This window comes from Rhizobium sp. PEPV16 (genome assembly GCF_008919455.1).
Lineage (GTDB): Bacteria > Pseudomonadota > Alphaproteobacteria > Rhizobiales > Rhizobiaceae > Rhizobium > Rhizobium leguminosarum_Q.
Genome location: NZ_VSZV01000275.1, coordinates 1 through 21,452, shown reverse-complemented (window position 1 = coordinate 21,452; position 21,452 = coordinate 1). Strand labels below are relative to the sequence as shown.

At 60.6% G+C, this 21,452-nt stretch carries 25 protein-coding genes and 1 pseudogene; 13 read left to right on the top strand and 13 right to left on the bottom strand.

Annotation, left to right across the window (positions count from 1 at the left end):
- Positions 1 to 136: porin (locus tag FY112_RS37650; protein ID WP_246700655.1), on the top strand; the 136-nt coding region annotated here is incomplete at its 5' end.
- A 303-nt stretch (positions 137 to 439) separates the two neighbouring features.
- Here the strand turns inward: FY112_RS37650 and FY112_RS12275 are convergent.
- Positions 440 to 1,123, bottom strand: coding sequence for a DNA alkylation repair protein (locus FY112_RS12275; protein WP_151518477.1), 684 nt, complete (start codon positions 1,121 to 1,123; stop codon positions 440 to 442).
- Positions 1,120 to 1,989, bottom strand: coding sequence for an NAD(P)-dependent oxidoreductase (locus tag FY112_RS12270; RefSeq protein WP_131628977.1), 870 nt, complete (start codon positions 1,987 to 1,989; stop codon positions 1,120 to 1,122). The genes FY112_RS12275 and FY112_RS12270 overlap by 4 nt, the downstream gene beginning before the upstream one ends.
- A 163-nt stretch (positions 1,990 to 2,152) precedes the next feature.
- Between FY112_RS12270 and FY112_RS12265 the strand changes: the two genes are divergently transcribed.
- From FY112_RS12265 to FY112_RS12220, 10 genes are all read left to right on the top strand, one after another.
- On the top strand, positions 2,153 to 2,521 hold the full coding sequence (locus FY112_RS12265) for a hypothetical protein (RefSeq protein WP_017960786.1): 369 nt from the start codon (positions 2,153 to 2,155) through the stop codon (positions 2,519 to 2,521).
- 197 nt (positions 2,522 to 2,718) lie between these two features.
- Complete coding sequence (locus FY112_RS12260; protein ID WP_131628976.1) at positions 2,719 to 3,684, top strand: aliphatic sulfonate ABC transporter substrate-binding protein; 966 nt, start codon at positions 2,719 to 2,721, stop codon at positions 3,682 to 3,684.
- A 361-nt stretch (positions 3,685 to 4,045) separates the two neighbouring features.
- On the top strand, positions 4,046 to 5,236 hold the full coding sequence (gene ssuD, locus FY112_RS12255; RefSeq protein ID WP_131644254.1) for an FMNH2-dependent alkanesulfonate monooxygenase: 1,191 nt from the start codon (positions 4,046 to 4,048) through the stop codon (positions 5,234 to 5,236).
- A gap of 87 nt (positions 5,237 to 5,323) precedes the next feature.
- Positions 5,324 to 6,160, top strand: a complete 837-nt coding sequence (locus tag FY112_RS12250) for an ABC transporter permease subunit (protein ID WP_131628974.1) — start codon at positions 5,324 to 5,326, stop codon at positions 6,158 to 6,160.
- Positions 6,161 to 6,170: 10 nt separating this feature from the next.
- Positions 6,171 to 6,998, top strand: coding sequence for an ATP-binding cassette domain-containing protein (locus FY112_RS12245; RefSeq protein ID WP_131628973.1), 828 nt, complete (start codon positions 6,171 to 6,173; stop codon positions 6,996 to 6,998).
- A gap of 247 nt (positions 6,999 to 7,245) precedes the next feature.
- Entirely contained in the window at positions 7,246 to 7,569 is a 324-nt protein-coding gene (locus tag FY112_RS12240) for a metalloregulator ArsR/SmtB family transcription factor (RefSeq protein ID WP_094085762.1), read from the top strand.
- The gene (locus FY112_RS12235) at positions 7,566 to 7,976 is read left to right on the top strand and encodes an SRPBCC domain-containing protein (RefSeq protein ID WP_017960779.1); all 411 of its coding nucleotides are present in this window, start codon (positions 7,566 to 7,568) and stop codon (positions 7,974 to 7,976) included. The genes FY112_RS12240 and FY112_RS12235 overlap by 4 nt, the downstream gene beginning before the upstream one ends.
- 57 nt (positions 7,977 to 8,033) lie before the next feature.
- Positions 8,034 to 8,255, top strand: coding sequence for a hypothetical protein (locus tag FY112_RS12230; protein WP_151518476.1), 222 nt, complete (start codon positions 8,034 to 8,036; stop codon positions 8,253 to 8,255).
- An 11-nt stretch (positions 8,256 to 8,266) separates the two neighbouring features.
- The gene (locus tag FY112_RS12225; protein WP_131718602.1) at positions 8,267 to 8,737 is read left to right on the top strand and encodes a DUF1801 domain-containing protein; all 471 of its coding nucleotides are present in this window, start codon (positions 8,267 to 8,269) and stop codon (positions 8,735 to 8,737) included.
- A gap of 47 nt (positions 8,738 to 8,784) precedes the next feature.
- The gene (locus FY112_RS12220) at positions 8,785 to 9,252 is read left to right on the top strand and encodes a DUF1801 domain-containing protein (RefSeq protein ID WP_131628971.1); all 468 of its coding nucleotides are present in this window, start codon (positions 8,785 to 8,787) and stop codon (positions 9,250 to 9,252) included.
- A 78-nt stretch (positions 9,253 to 9,330) separates the two neighbouring features.
- Here FY112_RS12220 and FY112_RS12215 read toward each other — a convergent pair whose 3' ends face one another.
- The 4 genes from FY112_RS12215 to FY112_RS12200 all read right to left on the bottom strand — a co-directional run bounded on the left by FY112_RS12215 (position 9,331) and on the right by FY112_RS12200 (position 11,775).
- Positions 9,331 to 9,807: an SRPBCC family protein gene (locus tag FY112_RS12215; protein WP_131718601.1), complete on the bottom strand. Its 477-nt coding sequence runs from the start codon at positions 9,805 to 9,807 to the stop codon at positions 9,331 to 9,333.
- Positions 9,804 to 10,145, bottom strand: coding sequence for a metalloregulator ArsR/SmtB family transcription factor (locus FY112_RS12210; protein WP_131628969.1), 342 nt, complete (start codon positions 10,143 to 10,145; stop codon positions 9,804 to 9,806). Before FY112_RS12210 ends, FY112_RS12215 begins: the two co-directional genes overlap by 4 nt.
- Positions 10,142 to 10,828, bottom strand: coding sequence for a glutathione S-transferase family protein (locus FY112_RS12205; protein WP_131628968.1), 687 nt, complete (start codon positions 10,826 to 10,828; stop codon positions 10,142 to 10,144). Before FY112_RS12205 ends, FY112_RS12210 begins: the two co-directional genes overlap by 4 nt.
- A 128-nt stretch (positions 10,829 to 10,956) precedes the next feature.
- Positions 10,957 to 11,775 carry a methyltransferase gene (locus FY112_RS12200; protein ID WP_131628967.1) on the bottom strand — a complete coding sequence of 273 codons (819 nt, stop codon included), beginning with the start codon at positions 11,773 to 11,775 and terminating at the stop codon, positions 10,957 to 10,959.
- Between the two features lie 114 nt (positions 11,776 to 11,889).
- On the opposite strand from FY112_RS12200, the gene FY112_RS12195 reads away from it, so the two are divergent.
- Positions 11,890 to 12,615: a DUF2270 domain-containing protein gene (locus FY112_RS12195; RefSeq protein ID WP_131628966.1), complete on the top strand. Its 726-nt coding sequence runs from the start codon at positions 11,890 to 11,892 to the stop codon at positions 12,613 to 12,615.
- Positions 12,616 to 12,674: 59 nt separating this feature from the next.
- Here FY112_RS12195 and FY112_RS12190 read toward each other — a convergent pair whose 3' ends face one another.
- The 4 genes from FY112_RS12190 to FY112_RS12175 all read right to left on the bottom strand — a co-directional run bounded on the left by FY112_RS12190 (position 12,675) and on the right by FY112_RS12175 (position 15,683).
- Positions 12,675 to 12,941 carry an usg protein gene (locus tag FY112_RS12190; RefSeq protein ID WP_003540344.1) on the bottom strand — a complete coding sequence of 89 codons (267 nt, stop codon included), beginning with the start codon at positions 12,939 to 12,941 and terminating at the stop codon, positions 12,675 to 12,677.
- A gap of 221 nt (positions 12,942 to 13,162) precedes the next feature.
- The gene (locus FY112_RS12185; protein ID WP_131628965.1) at positions 13,163 to 13,993 is read right to left on the bottom strand and encodes an ABC transporter permease; all 831 of its coding nucleotides are present in this window, start codon (positions 13,991 to 13,993) and stop codon (positions 13,163 to 13,165) included.
- The gene (locus tag FY112_RS12180) at positions 13,990 to 14,796 is read right to left on the bottom strand and encodes an ABC transporter permease (protein ID WP_017960769.1); all 807 of its coding nucleotides are present in this window, start codon (positions 14,794 to 14,796) and stop codon (positions 13,990 to 13,992) included. The genes FY112_RS12185 and FY112_RS12180 overlap by 4 nt, the downstream gene beginning before the upstream one ends.
- 113 nt (positions 14,797 to 14,909) lie before the next feature.
- A complete protein-coding gene (locus tag FY112_RS12175; RefSeq protein WP_017960768.1) occupies positions 14,910 to 15,683 on the bottom strand; it encodes a transporter substrate-binding domain-containing protein in 774 nt (257 codons plus the stop codon).
- Positions 15,684 to 16,013: 330 nt separating this feature from the next.
- Here FY112_RS12175 and FY112_RS12170 point away from each other — a divergent pair, with 330 nt between their 5' ends.
- Positions 16,014 to 18,164: an OmpA family protein gene (locus FY112_RS12170; RefSeq protein WP_131628964.1), complete on the top strand. Its 2,151-nt coding sequence runs from the start codon at positions 16,014 to 16,016 to the stop codon at positions 18,162 to 18,164.
- Positions 18,165 to 18,418: 254 nt separating this feature from the next.
- On the opposite strand, the gene ugpC is transcribed toward FY112_RS12170, so the two are convergent.
- The 3 genes and pseudogenes from ugpC to FY112_RS12155 all read right to left on the bottom strand — a co-directional run.
- A complete protein-coding gene (gene ugpC, locus FY112_RS12165) occupies positions 18,419 to 19,507 on the bottom strand; it encodes a sn-glycerol-3-phosphate ABC transporter ATP-binding protein UgpC (RefSeq protein ID WP_017960766.1) in 1,089 nt (362 codons plus the stop codon).
- Between the two features lie 219 nt (positions 19,508 to 19,726).
- On the bottom strand, positions 19,727 to 21,181 hold the full coding sequence (locus FY112_RS12160) for an extracellular solute-binding protein (protein ID WP_017960765.1): 1,455 nt from the start codon (positions 21,179 to 21,181) through the stop codon (positions 19,727 to 19,729).
- 44 nt (positions 21,182 to 21,225) lie between these two features.
- A pseudogene (locus FY112_RS12155) lies at positions 21,226 to 21,452 on the bottom strand (carbohydrate ABC transporter permease); the annotation flags it as partial.

The window sequence follows — 21,452 nt, the reverse complement described above, 5'->3', positions numbered from 1 at the left end:
TGCCTGGAAGGTCGGTCTGACGGTTGATTACCAGATCGTCGACAACTTCTACGCTAAGGCTACCGTATCGTATCTCGATCCGGATGATGGCGACGACTCCACTTCGGGCTTCTTCCGCCTGCAGCGTTCGTTCTAATCCACTTGGTGGATGCTCCCGGTCTTCGGACCGGGGGCACTACAATCAGTTTCTGATCCGAGTGACCTCCGATCAGCTACGGGGACGGGTTCGGTCTTCCCTGCCGGACCGTCCTTGCAGTGTTTTTGTGTGCAGTCTCCAAGGCAGTCGATCACGATGCCTTCAGATGAGCCGAACCGGTGCGGTGCGTATTGCACGTCGGTATCCTGCCAGCCTCGTTTCTTGAGGCCCCCCGTGCTGATCGATTTCTTGGTCGAAAAGTCCAGTCAGCATTGATTTAGTTATTCGAGCCGGCATCCCGCCTCATCTCAACCGTGCCAACAGCTTTTCGCCGGCCAGCTCCCTGACGGCGTCCTTGCCGATCCAGCGGGTGGTTTTGTCAGGACTTTCCGCCAGGGCCTTTGCGAGCGCCAGGGCCGGCGCATGGCAGGCGAGATTGCGCTTGCCGATGCTGCGCAGCGCCCAATTCACCGCCTTGCGCACGAAGTTTCGCGGGTCGCCGGCATGGGCCTCGATCAGCGGCAACCAAGGGAGGATGGTCGCATCAGGTTCCTTCTTCAAGTGGACCGCGGCACCGGCAATCATGGCGAAGGCAGTGCGCCTGATAAATTCACGCTCGTCGGCGGCGAAGTCTGAGATGAGTTCATCCAGCCCGGCCTCGACGAAGAGATCGGCGGCGCAATCGACGATCTCCCAGGAGTTGAAATCATCGGCCCAATGTCGGGCTTCCTCCGTCGTCAACCGCTTCGGCTCGGCTGTATAGAGGGCGAGCAGGCGGGCTTCGCGGATATCGCTTCGCCAGAGCTGTATTGCCCTGAGGTGATCCTTCTTCGCCAGTCTGGCGACCGCCCTTATATCGGGATTGGAGATGCCGAGGGCGCCGCCGGTGACGATGCCGAAGCGCGCCATGCCGGCGACATTCTGCTCTGAACGCAGCGTTTCGAGATGCGCGATCAGTTCGGCCGCATCGGAGGAGGGGCCGATCATTTTTCGAGGCGGGCGAGCAGCGAGGATGTGTCCCAGCGATTGCCGCCCATTGCCTGCACGTCGCCATAGAACTGGTCGACGACCGCGGTGACCGGCAGCTTGGCGCCGTTGCGGCGGGCTTCGGTGAGCACGATGCCGAGATCCTTGCGCATCCAGTCGACCGCGAAGCCGAAGTCGTATTTGCCTGCGTTCATGGTTTTGTGGCGGTTTTCCATCTGCCAGGAACCGGCCGCACCCTTGGAAATCACCTCGACGACCTTTTCAATATCGAGGCCGGCGCGCTTGCCGAAATGCAGCGCTTCGGCAAGTCCCTGGACGAGGCCGGCGATGCAGATCTGGTTGACCATCTTGGTCAGCTGGCCGGAGCCTGCCGGCCCCATCAGGCCAACCATGCGGGCGTAGGCGTCGATGACAGGCCTGGCACGTTCGAAGACGGCCTCGTCGCCGCCGCACATGACGGTCAGGATACCGTTTTCGGCGCCGGCCTGACCGCCGGAGACGGGAGCGTCGATGAAGTCGACGCCTTTTTCCTTGGCCGCGGCATAAAGTTCGCGGGCGACTTCAGCGCTGGCGGTGGTGTTGTCGATCAGCACCGAACCGGGCTTCATGCCGTGTAAAGCGCCGCTCTCGCCTAATGTCACCGAGCGGAGATCTTCGTCATTGCCGACGCAGACGAAGACGAAATCGGCACCGGCGGCGGCCTCGGCCGGGGTGGGGGCGGCGTGGCCTGAAAATTTCTCGGCCCAGGCGGCGGCTTTTGCCGGCGTGCGGTTATAGACGGTGACATCGTGGCCGCCTTTCGTCTTCAAATGCCCCGCCATAGGGAAACCCATGACGCCGAGACCGATGAACGCGACTTTTGCCATATGTCCTATCCTTTTCCTGAAGTGCAGGCCCGAGGATTAACCGAAACGGCGGGAGCAGAAAAGCCCGTGAAGACGGACTTCCCTCCGATTGACGCATATGAGACTGGTTACCGTTCGGCTGAGCCCTAGATTGGAGGGAAGGCATTTATGTTCCGGGGGTGACATGACCGAAATTCCGACGATCAAGCCGCGGCGCAAAGGCCGTAGCGGAATGCAGGCGATGCTTATTCCATCGCAGCAGATGGTCGCAGAGCAGATTCGATCGGCACCGGAAGGTGTCCTCACCGAAGTAGGCACTCTCCGCCGCCGTCTCGCCGCTCAATACGGGGCGGACGCCTGTTGTCCGGTGACCGTGCAGCGGCATTTGCGTGCGATCGCCGAGTTGTCATTCGGCGCGCTGGAGAAGGGCGAGCCGGTTTCGACGGTTACGCCCTATTGGCGCATGGTCGATCCCGCAAGCCTGCTTGCGAAGCGTCTTGCCGGCGGCCCCACCTTCATCCGTGAGCGCCTGGCCGCCGAAGGTCGGGAGTGAGCCGGGATAATAGGCAGCATAAGGGCGCGCGAAAAAATTCCGCTTAAGGGCGATTTCCGGGCCGCAAAATTTCAGCAAAGGCGGAATCTTGCAAATAAAATTGTCGATATAAATTATAGATTTCATCATCATGGCATTTATCACTGACAGGGTCGACCAGCGGAACAGGCCCGGCACCATCAAAAAAGGGGAAAATCATGATTTCACGTCGACAAACGCTCGGGCTTTTCGCAGCCGCTGCGGCCACGGCAATCCTGCCGGCTGTCCGGCCGGTACGCGCTGCGGCCAGCGAATTCCGTATCGGCTGGCAGAAGAACGGCGTGCTGGCGCTCGCCAAACGCCGCGGCGCGCTTGAGAAGCGGCTTGCCGACCGCGGCATTGCGGTCAGCTGGTCAGAATTCACCTCCGGCCCGCCGCTTCTCGAAGCGCTGGGCGCCGGCGCTCTCGATTTCGGTGCGACCGGCGATGTGCCGCCGCTCTTTGCTCAGGCGGCCGGCGGGCAGCTCTATTATGTCGGTCTCTACCGCGGCAGCCCGTCAGCCTCGGCCATCGTCGTGCGCAAGGATTCGCCCATCAAGACGCTCGAAGACCTCAAGGGTAAAAAGGTCGCCTTCAAGCGCGGCTCCAGCGCTCACAATGTGACCGTCAAGATTCTGCGCAAGGGGGGCCTGAATCCCGAAGATGTCGAGCAGCTCGATCTCTCGCCACCGGATGCCGCCGCGGCGTTCAAGAACGGCAGCATCGACGCCTGGTCGATCTGGGATCCTTATCTGGCGATCGTCGAAGCCGATCCGGAGACACGTATCCTGACGACTGCCGAAGGCATCGTCGACTCCTACAGTTTCTTCCTCGCCAACCGCGATTTCACCGATGCCAACGGGCAGGTGGTCGTCGATGTGATCGATGAGCTTGCCAAGGTCGGCAGGTCGGCCCAGAGCAATCTCGACGAGACGGTGAAGGAACTTTCCGAGATCACCGGTGTGCCGGTTGAGGTGACACGCGTGACATTGACGCGAAAGGGTGCCGATCTCGGCAGCGTCTCGACCATCACCGATGCCGCCGCCGCCTATCAGCAGGCGCTCGCCGACGAGTTCCACGGGCTCGGCATCCTGCCGAAGAAGCTTACGACCGGCGATATCGTCTGGCGTCCCAAGGCAAGCTGATTTTCCGGCCGGGCCAAGATTTCCGCGAGGCGGCATGGAGAGGGCCTCCATGCCGCCGAACCGGAAAAATATTCCCCAAAACGGATTAGAATAGCAAATTGATATTGTCGATCTAATTGATGGTCTATGTCACTATCCTCACGATCGAGCGGACAGCGAAAGGGCATCTGGCTGCTGCCATCCGATCGACAGGGATATTTCAGATGCTCGCACATAGACAGACAGCCGGCCTTCTTGCCGCCTCCGCCGCCACTACGATCCTCCCAAGCATCTGTGCGGCGGCGCTATGCCAGGCAGACAGAGAGCCATCTCGACCACGCGAGTTGATTTTCGAATTCCGCAGCTAAAGGACCGTCTTCCAATGACCACCATCTCCCATACTGGCCAATCCGAGCCCATCAATTTCCTCTGGTTCATCCCGACATCGGGGGACGGCACCTATCTCGGCTCCTCCGATCTTAACCGCGCGCCCGAGATCGGCTATCTCACGCAGATCGCCCAGGCCGTCGACCGGCTCGGCTATTCCGGCGTGCTGTTGCCGACCGGGGTTGCCTGCGAAGAATCCTTCGTGACGGCGGCAGCCCTTGCCGCCAAGACCGAGAAGCTGCAGTTCCTGGTGGCGATCCGCCCGGGCACGGCGTCTCCGGCCTATTACGCGCGTCTGGCGACGACGCTCGACCGAATCTCCAACGGCCGCCTGCTGCTCAACATCGTCGTCGGCGGCAGTCCGGCGGAGCTTGCCGGCGACGGCATCCATCTTGAGCATGACGAGCGCTACGCCCATGCCGAGGAGTTCTTCACCGTTTTCGAGGAGCTGCTGGAAAAGGGAACGGCAAGCTTCGACGGCAAATACATCAAGGCAACCAATGCGCGCCTCGGCTTTCCCTCGGTGCAAAACCCGCGTCCGCCGCTCTATTTCGGCGGCTCGTCGGATGCCGGCATCGATTTCTCCGTCGGCCGTGTCGACAAGTATCTGACCTGGGGCGAACCGCCGGCACAGGTTGCCGAGAAGATTACCAAGGTGCGCAAGGCCGCCGGCGAGCGCGGCCGCGAGGTGAGCTTCGGCATCCGTCTGCACTTCATCGTGCGCGAAACCGACGAGGAGGCGTGGGAGGCGGCCGAGCGGCTGATCCGCCATCTCGACGACGACACGATCCGCGAGGCGCAGGAGCGCTTCGTTCATGAGTCCGACTCGGTCGGCCAGAAGCGCATGGCTGCCCTTCACGGCGGTCGGCGCGACAAGCTCGAAGTCTCGCCGAACCTCTGGGCCGGCGTCGGCCTGGTGCGTGCCGGTGCAGGCACGGCGCTGGTCGGCTCGCCGAAGACGGTGGCCGCGCGCCTTCGCGAGTATCAGGAGATCGGCATCGATACGGTGATCGGCTCCGGTTATCCGCATCTCGAAGAGGCCTATCGCGTCGCCGAACTGCTTTTCCCCGAACTCGGCATCACCCGAGAGCAGCAGCGCCTGGGCTTCAACAACGAGTTCGGGCGCAAGCAGGTCTTCGCAGGCGGAAGCCACGGCGGCAATCTGAAAGTCGTCTCCGGCTCCTGATCTCGAACGAAGACGCCGAGCGTGACACCGCCGCAAGCCGCTTGGGGCTTGCGGCATCCTGCTCCCGATAAGCGCGAGGACAATCCCATGTCGACTTTCGATACTCCGTTCGTACGGTCGGTCGCTTCCGAAAAGGCCGGGAAGGCGGGTTTGCGCCTGCCGCTGCCCGGCCTGGAGAAGCTGACGCCCTATCTGGTGCCGGTGGCGATCGTGGCGTTCTGGCAGCTTGCCTCCTCGGCCGGCTGGATCTCATCGCGCATCATGCCGTCGCCGGCCGATGTCGGCCTTGCCTTTTGGTCGACGATGGTTTCCGGCCAGTTGCCGAATGACGTGCTGGTGAGCGCCGGCCGCGCCTTTGCCGGTCTTCTCGTCGGTGGCTCGATCGGCTTCCTGCTCGGTATCGCCAATGGCGTATCGCGCATCTCCGAACAGCTGACGGATACGACTCTGCAGATGCTGCGCACCATTCCGCATCTGGCGATGATCCCGCTTGTCATCCTATGGTTCGGGATCGGCGAGGAATCGAAGCTGTTTCTCACGTCGCTCGGCGTGCTCTTCCCGGCTTATCTCAACACCTATCACGGCGTGCGCAATGTCGATCGCGATCTGATCGAGATGGGCAAGGTCTATGGCATGGGCAACTGGACGCTTTTTCGCAAGGTGATCTTTCCAGGTGCGCTGCCGTCGATCTTCGTCGGCCTCAGATATGCGCTCGGCATCATGTGGCTGACACTGATCGTATCGGAATCGATTGCCGCATCGTCTGGCATCGGCCACATGGCCAACAACGCCCGCGAATTCATGATGACTGACGTCGTCGTGCTCGCCCTCGTCATTTATGCCGTGCTCGGCAAGCTTGCCGATGTCATCGCCCGGGTGCTGGAGAGGTGGCTGCTCGCCTGGAACCCGGTCTATCAGAAATAGGAGAGACGCCATGACATCGATCGCAGATGAGCGTTTTCACGCCGTCGCCGAAGAGCCAGCTTACGTGCGCGAAAACGCGCCGGCAGTCGGCCGTAGTGCGCCCGCGGCGATCAGCCTGACGGGGCTTGAAAAGAGTTTTGGGGCCAACCGCGTGCTGCGCGGCATCAACCTGCATATTCCGGGCGGCCAGTTCGTCGCCGTTATCGGCAAGAGCGGCTGCGGCAAGAGCACGCTGCTGCGCATCCTGATGGGCCTCGACGAGCCGACTGCCGGTGAGCTGCATTTCGAGGATGCCGACGGCGCGCAGGCGAGCCCGAACGCGCGCATCGTCTTTCAGGAGCCGCGGCTGCTGCCCTGGCTCAGTGTCGCAGACAATGTCGTCGTCGGGCTCGGCGACGGCGTCGACAGCCGGGCGGCGGCGAAGGCGGCCGATGCCGTGCTTGCCGAAGTCCAGCTTGGCGAAAAGACCGGGGAATGGCCGGCGCGGCTTTCCGGCGGGCAACGGCAGCGCGTGGCGCTGGCGCGGGCGCTGGTCAGCCGGCCAGGCGTGCTGGCGCTCGACGAACCGCTCGGTGCCCTCGATGCGCTGACGCGGATCAGCATGCAGGAACTCATCAACCGTGTCTGGCGCGAACTCGGTTTCACCGCCGTGCTCGTCACCCATGATGTCAGCGAGGCGGTGCATCTCGCCGATCGGGTCATCGTGCTCGACGAGGGGCGGATCGCTCTCGATCTTCCCATTCCCTATCCGCGTCCGCGCCGGCATGGCCATCCTGGCCTCGCCGAGCTGGAAGGCCGGCTGCTTGCCGCGATTCTCGGCACCGACGGCGGCCATTGATCCAGGTCTATTCGCGACGCTGCATGACCTCGGCATAGGCGAGGCGTGTCCGCCCGAGCATGCATGCGCAATGGCGAAAATGTATAGCCTCTTGGATATGTGAAATTCACCCCACCTCTGCCAAGCGCGTTGCCATTCGTACTAAATGCAGCAGTAACTATTTTTCAAGTTGCTTTACGTTCAGCTTGACTCATTCATGCCTCCATGGCTATACGTCGATCCATAGTCAACGAGATATGGATTGTAGATGTCGGAAACCCAAGACGTGCTCTTCAGAACGCTCGCCGATCCGACCCGGAGGGCTCTTTTCGAACGGCTGTGCCGCGAAGGGGAGAAGACGGTCGGGGCCCTGACGGCTCGGGCCGGGGTCTCGCAACCGGTCGTCTCGAAACATCTCGGAATCTTGAAGCAGGCCGGATTGGTGCGTGATCGCCATGAAGGTCGCCAGACCCACTATAGCGCCCAGCTCGGTGCGCTGGCACCGCTGGTCGACTGGACACGTGAGATGGCGGGCTTTTGGCAAAATCGGTTCGACCAGCTGGAAGATCTATTGAAAAGGATGGACCAATGACCGAAATTTCAAACGAAACCCGTTCCGTCATCGTCGAACGAGAGATCCCTTTTCCGGCGGAAAAGATCTGGCGCGCGCTCACACAGCCGCATCTGATCGCGGACTGGCTGATGAAGAACGACTTCGTGCCGATCGTAGATCACCGTTTCAAGCTGAGCGCGGATTGGGGCTCCGTCGATTGCCAGGTCCTGGAAGTCGAGCCGAACAAGACCCTGTCTTACACCTGGGCTGCCTATGATCTCGAAAGTGTCGTCACCTGGACTCTCACGCCCACGGGCGCGGGCACGCAGCTGCGCATGGAGCAGTCGGGCTTCCGGCCGGATCAGCGGCAGGCTTACGGGGGCGCCAAAAGCGGTTGGCAGCAGTTCTTCGCAAAGCTGGAGCAGGTGCTGACGCGCATCGAGTGAGACCGCTGCCAAAACGGATCACGCCATCCGCTTCGCTTGTTTTCGCAGGAGGTTCCCTTGAATTGGAACATTTGGTCTCGGCAGATCCACCGTTGGCTGTCCACTGCCTTTACGCTGGCCGTCATAATTAATATCATCGCGATGGTGCAAGAGAAATCGTCCGTCTGGGTGGGCCTCATGGCGCTGCTGCCGCTGACCTTGCTGCTACTCACCGGTCTCTACTTGTTCGCGCTGCCATATGCCACCAGGTGGCGCGGCGCAGGACGCAGCGGAGGGTAGGAGTGAAGGCAATGTCCGGCAAGCCATCCAAGACCGCGGCAAAGGTCACGAAGAAGACAGTCGCCAAGCCTGATACCGCGGAGCCGGTCCTTCTCTCGGGCGGCAACCCTCAGATCGCCAAGGGTTACGGTGACGCTCCCGTGCAAGCCTACATCGCCGCCATGCCCGGCTGGAAAAGCGACGTCGGGCATCGCCTCGATGCGCTCATCACGCGCACGGTGCCCGGGGTGTATAAGGCCGTGAAATGGAACTCGCCCCTCTACGGCATCGAAGGGCAGGGCTGGTTCCTCGGTGTCCATTGCTTCGCGAAATATATCAAGGTTGCTTTCTTCCGCGGCACGTCGCTCAGCCCCATCCCGCCCGGCGAGTCCAAACAAAAGGACGTGCGTTACTTCCACATCCATGAAGAAGACCAACTCGACGAAGCTCAGCTGGCCGCCTGGGTCGAACAGGCCAGCCAATTGCCTGGCGAACGAATGTGAACGGACGCCAAGGCATCAGGCACTTAAGGGATGGAGGGGAGATATCGATGAAGAAAGCCACGGCAACCGCGAAAAAGAGCGGCTCCAGCGAAGAGAAGGACGGAGACTCTCCTTCTCGTTTGATCGACTCGAGAATTGAGGAGTTGAGCGACTGGCGCGGCGAGATGCTCGCTCGGGTCCGAACTCTCATCAGGCAGGCCGAGCCCGACGTGGTCGAGGAATGGAAGTGGAGAGGCGTTCCGGTGTGGGAGCGCGCCGGGATCATCTGCACTGGCGAGATCTACAAAAGCGTGGTGAAACTGACCTTCGCCAAGGGCGCCTCGCTGGAGGACCCTTCAGGCCTTTTCAACTCCAGCCTTGACGGCAACACCAGGCGCGCCATCGATTTCCATGAGGGCGACGAGATCGACGAGGAGGCGTTGAAGGCGCTCATTCGCGGTGCTGTCGCACTCAACACCTCAAAGCGGGCTGCGGTTCGTCCTGCCGGCTCGGGGAAAAAATCAAGCAGCGCTTGAGGCTTGGCTCATTTCGCCCGAAACGCGTCGCGTCAAACTTGATTCATGCGAGGCGATTTGGTTTTGCGTGACATGCGATCAGTGGATCGGGCTTTCCTCGCGCTCGAGGAAGAGTTCCAGATTGTCGAGGCCGATCTCGGTGCCCTGGAGGCGGGCGCCGTTGTCGGCGTAGCCGTCGAGGAAGACCACCTGTTCGGTGAAGAACAATTTCGTGCCGCCGGGTGCGGCTTCGAAGGCAACGGTTGTGAGCGACGCGGAGATGCGGCTTTCCCCAAGCTTCATCTCATAGGCATAGATGATGCGGGCATCGGGCACGATATCGATGTAATGGGCGTCATAGGCGTGCAGGAGGCCGTCAGTATCGGCGACGTAGTTCCTTTCCGCGCCGCCGGGGCGGAAATCGAGCCCGTAGTCCAGCGGCACCCACTCGCCATGGCAGGCGAACCATTGCCGTTTGGATTCCGGTGTTGACCAGGCGCGGAAGGCGCGGGAAATCGGCGCTTTGAGGTGGCGTTCGATGACGAGAGTGGCGTGTTCGGCGGATCGTGTCGTCATTCGGGGAGGGTCTCCGTTTCATTGGCGAGAAAGTGGTCCAGCCTGTCGAAAGTGGTCGTCCATTGGATCTTCCGCTGTTCCACCCAGCGCTCGACGGCGACAAGCGCGTCCTGCTGCAAGCGGTAGGTTCGCACCCGGCCGGATTTTTCGGAGAAAACGAGGCCGCTTTCCTCCAGCACCTGCAGATGTTTCATCACCGTCGGCAGGGCAACCGCGAGCGGCGCGGCCAGTTCGGTGACGGAGGCCGGGCCGCGGCCGAGACGATCGATCATGCCGCGGCGGCTGCGGTCGGAAAGCGCGTGAAACATGCGGTCGAGATCTGCCTGGCTTTCCATCATCCCGCCGCATCCCGGAAGCGGGCCGGCAGCCTGTCTTTGTAGGGATAGAACTTAAAGTAGGGGCGGGCCTCTTCCAGCGCCCGTGCAAAGGACGGGCGCGCCTGCAGTCGCTCGTAGTAGCCGCGAAGGTTCGGCTGTTCCGATGAAAACGGAACCAGAGTCTCGGCATAGAAGAGGGCGGGGGCGGCGGCGCAATCGGCCATGGTGAAGCCGTCGCCTGATATCCATTGCTTGTCGGCGAGCTGCTTTTCGATCATCGCGTAGGCGGTCGCGAGTGTCGCCTTGGCGGCTGCCACCTCCATTTCATCTGCCATGCCCTCGGTGCGCCGACGATTGCTGACGATGGTCTGCATCGGCGCCTGGACATAGTGGTCGAAAAAGCGGTCCCAGAGGCGAACCTGTAGCGTCCGGTCGACCTCCGGCGGCAGCAGGCGAAGGGGGCCGGGATAATATTGCTCGAGATATTCGATGATGATCGACGTCTCTGGAATGGTGCTGTCGCGCGCCTCGTCGCGGAGCAGCGGCATCTTGCCGATCGGCCAGAAGCGGAACAGATCGGCGCGCGAGCTTTCGTCGGAAAGATCGACTATACGATTTTCGAAGGGGGTACCGTTTTCATAAAGCGCGATCAGCACTTTATGGCAGAAGGAGGCGAGCGGATGCCCATAGAGCACGAGCGACATGCGGCAACATTTCCTATCGTTGCGGTAAACTTTACCGATCGACTAACTATCAGGTCGCGACGCGTTAGGCAATAGATACTTCGCCAACCGGTCAAGTATTCCGTCAGCCGACATATCACGTGTTGGCGTCAGCCATTATACCGGGCGATCACCAAATGGCCTGGTGTCGGCTGGCCGTTTTCCATGCGCACGTTGATATCCGATATCTCGACGAGTTCGAAACCGGTGGCCGTCAGGCGTTCTCTGACATAGGCGTCGGCATGGGCGAAGCGCTGGTATGGGCCGACCATGTAGGCGCGGCCGGCGAGTATTTCCTCGGGCAGAGTTTCCGAGGAGAAGATGAACAGGCCGCCCGGCGTCAGGTTCTCGGCGGCGCCGAAGAACAGCGGTTCGAGCGCGCCGAGATAGGGCAGCACGTCGGTGGCGGCGATGATGTCGAAGGCTTCCTCGTCGTTGTCGTCGAGGAAATCCTCGACCTCGGCGACGAAGAGCGTCTCGTAGAGATCCTTCTCATGGGTGATCTCGACCATCTTCTCCGATATATCGATGCCGGTCATATCAGCGCAGAGGTCGCGCAGTGCGCCGCCGGTGAGGCCCGTGCCGCAGCCGAGATCGAGCAGCCGCTTGAACGGTCCGAGCTTCAGCGCCTGCAGGCGCTGACGCACCAGCATCGGCACGTGATAGCCGAGCTGCTCGACGAGCACATCCTCGAAAACTTCCGCATGCTGGTCGAACAAGGTCTCGACATAGGCGTCGGGCGCCTTGACCGGCGTTTCGCCGCGGCCCATCGCGGCAATGCGCACGGCCGCACCGCCGTGATCGTCGGGATCGATCGCCAGGACTTCCTCATAGGCTGCAACGGCGGCGTCGACATCGCCGGCCTTTTCCAGCGCCAGCGCGCGGTTATAGGCTTCGCCAAGAGCTTCTTCGTCGATCTTCTTTGCCATCGCAGTCCATCGTCCTTTTGTTTCAGGCATGCGTCTAAGACGGCTTTCGATGTTTTGCAATGGCGCGATTGCGGGCGCAGAATGGCCGAAAAGAAGACCAAGGGAGGAAAGGCCATGAAAACGGAGCCAGAGAGGACATCATCGGCGAGGGAAGGAGATACCGGCCGGGCATTACTGCTACCTACGACACCAAACGAGGTCACCAACACGCTCAGCCATTATTACCGTGGTGAACTCGGGCGGATGACGAGCTGGCGCGACCGCATCGATCGGACGTCCAACTGGGCGATCACCGTGGTCGCAGCACTGCTTTCGGTGTCGCTGTCGACGCCGACCTCACATCACGGGGTGCTGCTGTTCGGGGTGATGCTGGTGACGCTGCTTCTGATGATCGAGGCGCGGCGCTACCGCTTCTTCGATATCTATCGCGCCCGCATTCGCCAGATCGAGCGCTGCTATTTCGCGCAAATCCTGGCGCCCGACGCCAATGCCGGCAGCGAATGGGCGGTCGTGGTCGCCAGTAGCCTGCGCAAGCCGCGCTTCCTGCTCAGCTATCAAGAGGCGATGCACCGTCGGCTCAAACGCAATTATGGCTGGATGTATTTCATCCTGTTGCTCGCCTGGTGCCTGAAGATCTCGACGCCGAAGCTGCAGACGGAGGGCATGCCGGCGCTGCAGGCGCAGTCATGGGCCTATGTCATCGACAATGCCGTGCTCGGGCCGGTTCCCGGCCTTGCGGTCATTGCCATCGTCGTCGCCTTCTATCTCGGCATGCTCGGTTTCGCGCTTCGCCCGGATCGCGACGAAGGCGAATTCGGCCATGGCGAGGCGCATGTCTGACGCGGTCAGAACATATCGCCCGACCGTTCACACTTTTCGGCATCATGTTGCAGAGCCGATCAGTGCAGGATGAACTCGCCCTTGAGTGCCCGCCACTCGGTTGCCGAGATCAGTTTGCGGTGGATGTAGCGCACCGAGTGCAGCGGCCCGTCCAGCTTCTCTTCCCAGAATTTCAGGAAACCGCGCATTTCGGGAAAGTCGGGGGCGAGGTCGTAATCCTGCCAGACATAGGTCTGTAGGATCACCGGGTGGTCCGGCAGACGGTAGAGGATCTGGGCGGTCGTCAGACCATAGCCCTTCAGTTGTTTTTCCATGTCCTTGTGCATCGTATTCCGCTTCTTCTTGTTCCCACTCGCGCGCTTATTAGCGCTCCATGATATGGAAACATGCGAGTGGTTAACGGAAGCTTTACAGATACTTCGTAAAAGGACAATTTATTTTTAATATCAATATCTTGGCAGCATCGTCCCAGGAGTGCTGCCAAACTGGCCTTTGTTTGATGAATGCCGTTATCCCAAAGCCGCGACACAGTTTTTGGCGTCATGCATCAGCGTTTGAGGTGCCGGGTCAGGCGGCGCTCGAACCAGGCCCAGAGATGGCGTAAGGCCTCTACGATGGTGAGGTAGAAGATCGCCGCCCAGAGATAGGTCTGGTAGTCGAATGTGCGGGAGAAGGCGTAGCGGGTTTCGCCCATCAGGTCGAGCACGGTGATGATGGCGACGACCGCCGAGCCCTTGATCAAAAGGATGATCTCGTTGCCGTAAGGGCGAAGTGCGACGATGAAGGCCTGCGGCAGGATGATCTTGCGGAAGGCGATGCTGTTATGGATGCCAAGTGCCGCGGCGGCCTCGCGCTGGCCGTGCGGCACGCTTTCGATCGCGCCGCGCAGGATTTCCGCCTGGTAGGCCGCGGTATTGATGGTCATGGCAAAAAGGCCGCAATACCAAGCTTCGCGGAAGAACCACCAGATGCCGACGGCCTCAAGCTGCGGGCGGAATACGCCGAGGCCGTAATAAACCAGGAACAGCTGGGCAAGCAGTGGCGTGCCGCGGAAGAAATAGATGTAGCCGTAGGCCAGCGCATTCAGCACGCGATTGTTTGACATGCGCGCCATGGCAAGCGGCAGTGACAGGATGGCGCCGCAGATAACGGAAATGAAGACGAGGCTCAGCGTTATCCAGAGACCATGGAGGTAACGCGGCCCGTAGCGAATGAATTTTTCCGGATCCCAGCCATTGATGACGGAAACGACAAGAAGGGCCGCGAGCACAGCCCAGATGGCGACGAGAATATAGCCGGCCATGCGCGTCGGCGTCATCGGCTTCATCAGCTCGCGGGGCGGTGGCTGCGGCGGGATCAGCGTTTCGGCGTAGCTCATCGACGGACCTCCGAACGCTTGGCCCAACGCTCGACATAGACGAGCAGAAAGGAGGAGAGGATGGCGAGCACCAGATAGAGACAGCAGGCCACACCATAGAAGAAGAAGGGTTCCTTGGTCACACGGACGGCGACACTCGTCTGGCGCAGGATATCGGCAAGGCTGATGATCGAGACGTAGGAGGTGTCCTTCAACAGGACCATCCAAAGGTTCGTCAGACCCGGCAGCGCGATGCGCACGAGCTGCGGAAGGATGATAAGGCGCAGCGTGCGGCCGCGATGCAGCCCAAGCGCGTCGCCCGCTTCATATTGTCCCCTGGGAATGGCGTGGAAGGCCGAGAGCAGCACTTCCGAACAGTAGGCGGAGAAGACGACCGAAAGCGCGATGACGCCAGCGAGGAAGGCGTTGATCTCGATCGGTGGGCCGTCATAACCGACGAAGGCAAGCAGAGACTGGATCAGCATCTGCATGCCGTAGTAAATGATGAAGAGCGTCAAAAGCTCCGGCAGGCCGCGGAAGATCGTCGTGTAGATGCCGGCCGCCAGCCGCAGCGACTTTTCCTCCGATTGCTGGCCGAGGGCAACCAGGAAGCCGATGGCGAGGCCGATCGGCAGGGTGACGATCGCCACCGAAACGGTGACCTGTAGGCCAAGCGCAATCTCGTCGCCCCAGCCGGTATCGCCACAGGCAAGAATCGTCGACTGACCTAACCAAGTGAAGATGCCAACGGGTCCGCACAGCGGATCGAAAATGTGCACAATCCAGCTCCAGAAGGAGCCCAGCGCGGAAAATAATCCGCCCATGCGAGAATTCCCCTCACGGCTTTTGCCGTTTTAATCTTGCTATCTTTGTCAAACAAAAATGGCGGAAGAGCAAGCCTTCCGCCATTACCTTCATCGGCGAGATAACGAATTTCTTATTCGCCGTAAACGTCGAAGTCGAAGTACTTGTCCTGGATCTTCTTGTATTCACCGCTGGCGCGGATCGCAGCGATCGCCGTGTTCAGCTTTTCCTTCAACGGGTCGCCCTTGCGGATGGCAATTCCTGCGCCGTTGCCGTTGATTTCCTTGTCGACCGGCAGGGTCGTCAGGATCTTGCAGCAGGCGCCGGCGTCGGACTTGACCCATTCGGAGAGAACGACGACGTCGTCGATGACGGCGTCGACACGGCCGCTGGCAACGTCGAGCTTGTATTCGTCAGCGGTCGGATAGAGCTTCAGCTCGGTGTCGGCGAGATGCTTCTCGGCATAGTTGGCGTGCGTCGTGGAGGTCTGCGCGCCGATCACCTTGCCCTTGAGACCGGCGACGTCTGATATCGTCGAATCCTTCGGCACGGCAATGGCCGGCGGGGTGTTGTAGTACTTGTTCGAGAAATCGACGAGCTTCAGACGCTCCGGCGTGATCGACATGGAGGAGACGATCATGTCGAACTTCTTAGCGTTGAGCGCCGGGATAATGCCGTCCCAGTCGGTGCTGACGAAGGAGCATTCGGCCTTCATTTCAGCGCAGAGCGCCTTGGTGATATCGATGTCGAAGCCCTGGATTGTGCCGCTGGCATCGACGAATTCGAAGGGCGGATAGGTCGAATCGGTGCCGATCACGTATTTCTCGCCCTCGGCCATGGCCGAGCTGGCAAAGAGCGACATTGCCGCGATCGAGGCTGCCGCGAAGATACGGGTAGGGTTAAGCATGAGGATCCTCTCTGTTGGTAGCCGTCGCTCGTTTTTCTGTTGGGCTGACGGCCGCAGTTCAACGGTGTCGACACCGCCTTGTGGCGATAATCAGACTTTTTTTCATGGAATTGCAACAGAAATTCCCGCGCAATTGTGCGGTGCAAATAACAGGCGAGATGAACGAAAGCAGACTGCAACATTCACGGGAGGTTAATCCCCGACTTCCTAGAACCGGAACAAATCGGCGGCTCGGCAATTGCCATTCCGCCGTTTCGCCTCAATGCGAAGCTAGGGGCGGAACTAGGGCCTGGCGGCCTCAAGAAGCTCAAACAGGATCGAGGAAACCCGATGGGCATGAAATCAAGATTGTTCGCGAGCGCGGCTTTTCCGTTGCTTTCTCTTTCGCTGGCTCTCCAGCCGGCAACGGCGATGGCGGCCGTGGGCGGCGCCGCAACCGAGACTGCAGCCGTGCGGCAGATTGAACAGGGCAGTTTCGAAGTGGCGCAGGACGCGCCCTCCGAGGAGGAGCTCTTAAAGAAGAAGCGCAAGCAGAAGGAGGAAGCACCGGCTGAACAGGCGCCGGCCGCCGAGCAGCCGAAGGAGGCGCCCGCCGAGAAGCCGAAGGCCGAGCGGAAGGAGGCGCCTGCGCCCGAACCCAAGGCAGAGCCGGAACCGCCGAAGGCCGAAGCGCCGAGGGAGGATCCTGCGCCCGAAAGCAAACCGCAGCGGAAAGCCAAGCAGGCAGCTCAGCCGGAAGCCGAGCCGCAGCAGGAAGAGCAACCCGTAACGCAGGAAAAGCCGAGAAAGCCGAAGAAGCAGGAGACGCAGCAAGCCGAGCCTGAGGCGCAGCCGGCGCCCGAGCAGCAGCCTGCCGCCAAGGAAACTCAGCCGGAGACGGAACAGGCCCAACCCGAGCCCAAGCCTGAAGGCGGTAAGCGGGAAAAAGGGCAGGATAAGGCCCAGGGCCGAGACAAGGGCAAGGCTAAGACCGAAACTGCCGCTCCGGAGGCAGTGTCGCCGGCCGAGGAACAGGCAAAGCCCGAGGTGAAGCCGGAGGCAAAACCCGCTGCCGAAGCGCCTGCCAAGAAGCCGACAAAGGGCGAGGCTGCAGCACCCGCAGAGAAGCCAACCGAAGACAAGGCGGCCGCTCCCGAAGCCGCCCCCGCCGAAACGCCCAAGGATGGCAAAGCTGCAAAGCCTACCGGCGAACAGCCCGCCGGCGGACAGTCGGCTGTACCCGCCACCGACACTGCCCAGCCGCTGCCGGATGCCAGCAGTGGTCAGCAGGTGGAGCAGGCCATTCCGGCGCCGGAAAAAGCTTCGCCCGAGGAGTTGGAGCGCCGCAAGAAGATCGCTGCAGATCCAGCCAAGAGCAACGAGACCGTCGTGCTGCCGGTCGAAAACGGTGCAGCCGTGCTCGACAGCGACAAGGATGCCGACCGCAGCAAGGGCCGGGAGGGCCGCCGCGATCGTGACAGGCAGCGGGCAGACAGCCAGGAGGTGAAGGTGCCGACCTCGGATGCCGATGCACAGGCTTTGAGCGGCGCCAAAGCGCCGGCGCCGGTCAAGCTCGAGGCAGTGACCAGCGAGAAGGGCAGGAAGCTCGACGAGCGGCCGCGATTCGTCCGTCCCGACGGTGCGCGCTTTGACGACCGCGGCGACGACAGCCGTGTGATCATCCAGTACGATAACAGGACGATCGTGCGCAGCGATGACGACAGGCGCTTCCTGCGTGACGGCGAACGGCCGAGCTACGAAGAGCTCTCCGGCGACCGCTACCGCGAGACGATCACGCGGCCGGAAGGCTATCGGATTGTGACGATCCGCAACCGCTATGGCGACATCATCCAGCGGTCGCGCGTCGATGCCCGCGGGCGCGAGGACGTGCTCTATTATTCGCAGGATCTCTATGATGATCCGGACCGCGACTATTTCGAGGATCCGGGGGCCGACCTGCCGCCGATGCGGCTGCGCGTACCACTCAGCGACTACATCATCGACACTCGCAGCGACCCGAACCGGGACTATTACGAGTTCCTGAGCGAGCCGCCCGTCGAGCCGGTGGAACGTGTCTATTCGCTCGACGAGGTGAAGTACTCGGCCCGTATCCGCGACAAGGTGCGCCGCATCGACCTCGACACGATCACCTTCGCGACCGGTAGCGCCGAGATCCCGATGGCCCAGGCGCGCACCTTGCGCAAGGTCGCCGACGCGATCAGCCAGGTGCTCGAGAAGGATCCGAGCGAAACCTTCCTGATCGAGGGTCATACGGATGCTGTCGGCTCAGACCAGAGCAACCTGATCCTCTCCGACCAGCGGGCGGAATCGGTCGCCAACGTGCTCTCCGACGTCTACGGCATCGCGCCGGAGAACCTCGCGACGCAGGGCTATGGCGAGAACTACCTGAAGGTCAACACGTCGGCCCCTGAGCAGGAAAACCGCCGCGTCACCATCCGCCGCGTCACGGCACTGGTCCGCCCGGTCGCTGCCAACAAGTGATGATTTGGGTGCCCCTCTCCATTCTCGGGAGGGGCATTCCGTTCTTGCTTCTTCTTTCCAACTGGCTTGAAGGATTGAGAAGTGCGGTTCGCTCGCTCTTCTCCGGAGATATCGGCAGGAGAGCGGATTGTCGTCGATCACCGGAGGCATTGGGACGCCTTTCCCCACGTGGCGCTGCCGACGCCACGTGTCTTTGAATTCATACGGATGTTCGAATGTCCTTTTGGTGGATTGCCGTACAAGTTACGGAGATTTTAGCCCACCGTGTCTCCGGTACTTTTAAGAAAAAAGTGCATTTTTTGGGTGTCAATTGGAACACTAATCCTGTCATCCGGGCCAACGCGCGATGACGCGTGGATCTGGGCAGTAAAGGCCGCTGACCCGACCTTGCCGATCGCCAGTGTATATGGACCGAGGGGCTCGATATCGGCGACGTGAAGGCTCACAGTTGAAACATTGGAATCCCCAACCATAGTATGTTCCGGTCGGATCCCCAGAACCACGGACTGTCCTACTGCCGCCGAAAGGCGCTCGGCTCTTTGTGTAGGAACCGGAATGTCGACCCCACCCTCGGCTTGGAAGGCAATTCCACCGGCGTTTTGTACAAGTTGCCCCTCGATGAAGTTCATGCTTGGCGAGCCGATGAAGGCAGCAACAAAGAGATTCTTCGGAGATTCGTAAAGGGTGATCGGATCAGCGGCCTGTTCGATCCGCCCTTGATTCATAACCACCACCCGATCGGCCATCGTCATCGCCTCTACCTGATCATGTGTAACGTACACGATCGTGGTTTTGAGCCTGCGATGTAAGAGCTTGATTTCTGTTCGCATTTCAATGCGCAATTTAGCGTCGAGATTGGACAACGGTTCGTCGAACAGGAACACATCCGGCTGGCGAACAATCGCCCGGCCAATCGCCACGCGTTGGCGTTGGCCACCTGAGAGCGCGTTCGGCTTGCGTTTCAAATAGGCACCGAGATTGAGAATGCGCGCCGCATTTGCAACGGCGGCATTGATGTCCTGCTTCGGCGTTCCGCGCACCTTCATGCCGTAGCCGATGTTTTCGGCAACTGTCATATGCGGATAGAGCGCGTAATTCTGAAACACCATCGAGCAATTGCGCAGACCCGGGCGCAGCGTTGTAACGTCCCGCTCGCCGATACGGATTTCCCCTGATGTCGTCTGTTCTAGCCCCGCGATCATCCGCAGGGTGGTTGTCTTCCCGCAGCCGGAAGGTCCGACAAGAACCACGAATTCCTTGTCGGCAATTGCCAAATCGAGCGGAGGGATGACCTCAACGCTACCAAAGGATTTGGTGACCTGATCCAAACGCACCTGGGACATGCTGTAACCTTTTCATGAGAATTCCATCGCCTGGCCCAGCGCATCGGCCCGAAAATCGGAATCGATTTTCGGAAAGCATGATGCGTAGATTCAAAGTGTTAGAGCGTCCTTTCTGCGTCCGAAGGACGCACCGCGCTCTAAGCGGAGATGGTTTGCTTCTTCTTCCAACGATGTCTAATCCCATCCCGGCACCGCCGGGATGGGATGTTGAGGATGGGTTTACTTTGCAGGCAGACCCATCGACGAACGATAGGCTGCCAGTTGCTTGTCGCGGCCGAACTCGTCCGTCAGCTTGTCCCATCCGGCAGCCACGGTATCCAGCGCCTGCTGTGGCGTCACCTCTCCAGCCAATGCCTTGGAAAGCTCGATTTCGAGAATTTCCGTATAGGAGAAATAGCCCGGCAGGCGCATGTCGAGCGCCGTGTTCTTGGCGGTCACCGCGTTCTTCTGGCTTCCGAGATATTCCTTGGCCTCACGCTCGGAAAAGATCTTCGACCACAACGCCGTATTTGTCGTGTGCGAAAGACGGTAAGGATTGACGCCTGTGCCGCCGGTGATGGCCGCCTGACCGGAAACCGCCGGGCTCGTCAGGAACTGGATATAGTTCCAAGCGGCCTCCTGGTTCTTGGAGGACGACGGAACAGCCGCCTGCCAACCGCCGAAGGCCATGAAGGAAGTCTGGACGACCTCGGGCTGCTTGTCCCACTTCTTGGTCTTGTAGTTCCAGATCTCGTCCGAGCCCGGCAGCGATGCCGAACCGACATTGCCGGCGACCTTGGACTGCTTCGGGTCGGCGGCGATGACGCCGGTATCGCCCCAGCCGATCGATTCCGCGACCTGGCCACCGGCAAAGGCGGCATTGACTTCGCCAAAGGAGAAGTTGAGCGCGTTCGGCGGCGCCAGTTTCGAAGCGCGGATATATTCCTCAAGGCCGCGAACCCAGCCCGGATTGTTCACCTGCGCATCCATCGTATCCGGATCGAAGAACATGCCGCCCGGATTATCGGGATGGCTTGTGTAGCCGGCAACATGGCTGAACAGGAACCAGAATTGCTGGCCACCACGGCGGAAGGCTTCCGCCGTGCCCCAGAGGCCCTTGTCCGGCTGCTGGAAGAATTCAGCGATGTCGAGATACTGCTTCCATGTCTTCGGCGGGGCCAGATCGTAGCCATATTTCGCCTTGAAGGCGCTCTGGTTTTCCGCGTTTTCAAACAGATCAATGCGGTAGGTATAGGTATGAGCGTCGCCGTCCATGGTCTGCGACAGGACCTTGCCGTTCCAGACCATCAATTGCTCGCGGTAAACCGGGGCGATGTCTTCCCAGTCGGCACCTGATTGCATACTCTTCGGCATTTCCGAAAGAAAGTCGGTGAAGTCCGGTGCCCAGGCCGGCGCAAAGGCAACCACGTCGAACGTGTCTTCGCCCGAGGTCAACGAGGTTACGATTTTTGGATAGAGTTCCGACCACGGAAATTCGACGACATTCACCTTGCCGCAGGTCTTTTCCTCCCAGCCCTTGGCGGCGAGTTGCAGCGCAGAAGCAATATAGGGGCCTGTCTGCGTCGTGGCGGTGAGCGTGACACCGGTGTAGTCCGGTTCGCATGCGAGCGCGGATGGGACGCCCGCCACAGCAAATAGTCCTGCGGCCGTTGAACTCAGTAGCAATCTTCTCATGTTTTCCTCCCTGGAATTGAACAATGACTAGGCTTGTCGAACGGTCACTTTATTGCTCCTAAAAGCAGGCCAGACCGCATCAGCCTGCTCAAAATGCCCGCCATGACGACCATGGGTATGATCGCAACCAGGGCGGCTGCCGATATCGACCACCACTCGTCACCGCGCTGGCTATTTTGCCCTGCGACGAGAATGGGAAGTGTCTGCCATTTGGAACTGGTCAGGAAGAGTGCGAACAGGAACTCGTTCCAGACGAAGGCGAGCGTGATCA

Excerpts from the sequence above, each read along its gene's own strand:
- FY112_RS12260 (WP_131628976.1), top strand. The coding sequence starts at position 2,719 with ATGATTTCACGTCGACAAACGCTCGGGCTTTTCGCAGCCGCTGCGGCC.
- FY112_RS12175 (WP_017960768.1), bottom strand. The coding sequence starts at position 15,683 with ATGCTTAACCCTACCCGTATCTTCGCGGCAGCCTCGATCGCGGCAATG.
- FY112_RS12265 (WP_017960786.1), top strand. The coding sequence starts at position 2,153 with ATGACCGAAATTCCGACGATCAAGCCGCGGCGCAAAGGCCGTAGCGGA.
- FY112_RS12250 (WP_131628974.1), top strand. The coding sequence starts at position 5,324 with ATGTCGACTTTCGATACTCCGTTCGTACGGTCGGTCGCTTCCGAAAAG.
- FY112_RS12160 (WP_017960765.1), bottom strand. The coding sequence starts at position 21,181 with ATGAGAAGATTGCTACTGAGTTCAACGGCCGCAGGACTATTTGCTGTG.
- FY112_RS12220 (WP_131628971.1), top strand. The coding sequence starts at position 8,785 with ATGAAGAAAGCCACGGCAACCGCGAAAAAGAGCGGCTCCAGCGAAGAG.
- FY112_RS12205 (WP_131628968.1), bottom strand. The coding sequence starts at position 10,828 with ATGTCGCTCGTGCTCTATGGGCATCCGCTCGCCTCCTTCTGCCATAAA.
- FY112_RS12195 (WP_131628966.1), top strand. The coding sequence starts at position 11,890 with ATGAAAACGGAGCCAGAGAGGACATCATCGGCGAGGGAAGGAGATACC.
- FY112_RS12225 (WP_131718602.1), top strand. The coding sequence starts at position 8,267 with ATGTCCGGCAAGCCATCCAAGACCGCGGCAAAGGTCACGAAGAAGACA.
- FY112_RS12245 (WP_131628973.1), top strand. The coding sequence starts at position 6,171 with ATGACATCGATCGCAGATGAGCGTTTTCACGCCGTCGCCGAAGAGCCA.
- FY112_RS12275 (WP_151518477.1), bottom strand. The coding sequence starts at position 1,123 with ATGATCGGCCCCTCCTCCGATGCGGCCGAACTGATCGCGCATCTCGAA.
- FY112_RS12270 (WP_131628977.1), bottom strand. The coding sequence starts at position 1,989 with ATGGCAAAAGTCGCGTTCATCGGTCTCGGCGTCATGGGTTTCCCTATG.
- FY112_RS12210 (WP_131628969.1), bottom strand. The coding sequence starts at position 10,145 with ATGATGGAAAGCCAGGCAGATCTCGACCGCATGTTTCACGCGCTTTCC.
- FY112_RS12200 (WP_131628967.1), bottom strand. The coding sequence starts at position 11,775 with ATGGCAAAGAAGATCGACGAAGAAGCTCTTGGCGAAGCCTATAACCGC.
- FY112_RS12215 (WP_131718601.1), bottom strand. The coding sequence starts at position 9,807 with ATGACGACACGATCCGCCGAACACGCCACTCTCGTCATCGAACGCCAC.
- ssuD (WP_131644254.1), top strand. The coding sequence starts at position 4,046 with ATGACCACCATCTCCCATACTGGCCAATCCGAGCCCATCAATTTCCTC.
- FY112_RS12170 (WP_131628964.1), top strand. The coding sequence starts at position 16,014 with ATGGGCATGAAATCAAGATTGTTCGCGAGCGCGGCTTTTCCGTTGCTT.
- FY112_RS12190 (WP_003540344.1), bottom strand. The coding sequence starts at position 12,941 with ATGCACAAGGACATGGAAAAACAACTGAAGGGCTATGGTCTGACGACC.
- FY112_RS12240 (WP_094085762.1), top strand. The coding sequence starts at position 7,246 with ATGTCGGAAACCCAAGACGTGCTCTTCAGAACGCTCGCCGATCCGACC.
- ugpC (WP_017960766.1), bottom strand. The coding sequence starts at position 19,507 with ATGTCCCAGGTGCGTTTGGATCAGGTCACCAAATCCTTTGGTAGCGTT.
- FY112_RS12180 (WP_017960769.1), bottom strand. The coding sequence starts at position 14,796 with ATGGGCGGATTATTTTCCGCGCTGGGCTCCTTCTGGAGCTGGATTGTG.
- FY112_RS12185 (WP_131628965.1), bottom strand. The coding sequence starts at position 13,993 with ATGAGCTACGCCGAAACGCTGATCCCGCCGCAGCCACCGCCCCGCGAG.
- FY112_RS12235 (WP_017960779.1), top strand. The coding sequence starts at position 7,566 with ATGACCGAAATTTCAAACGAAACCCGTTCCGTCATCGTCGAACGAGAG.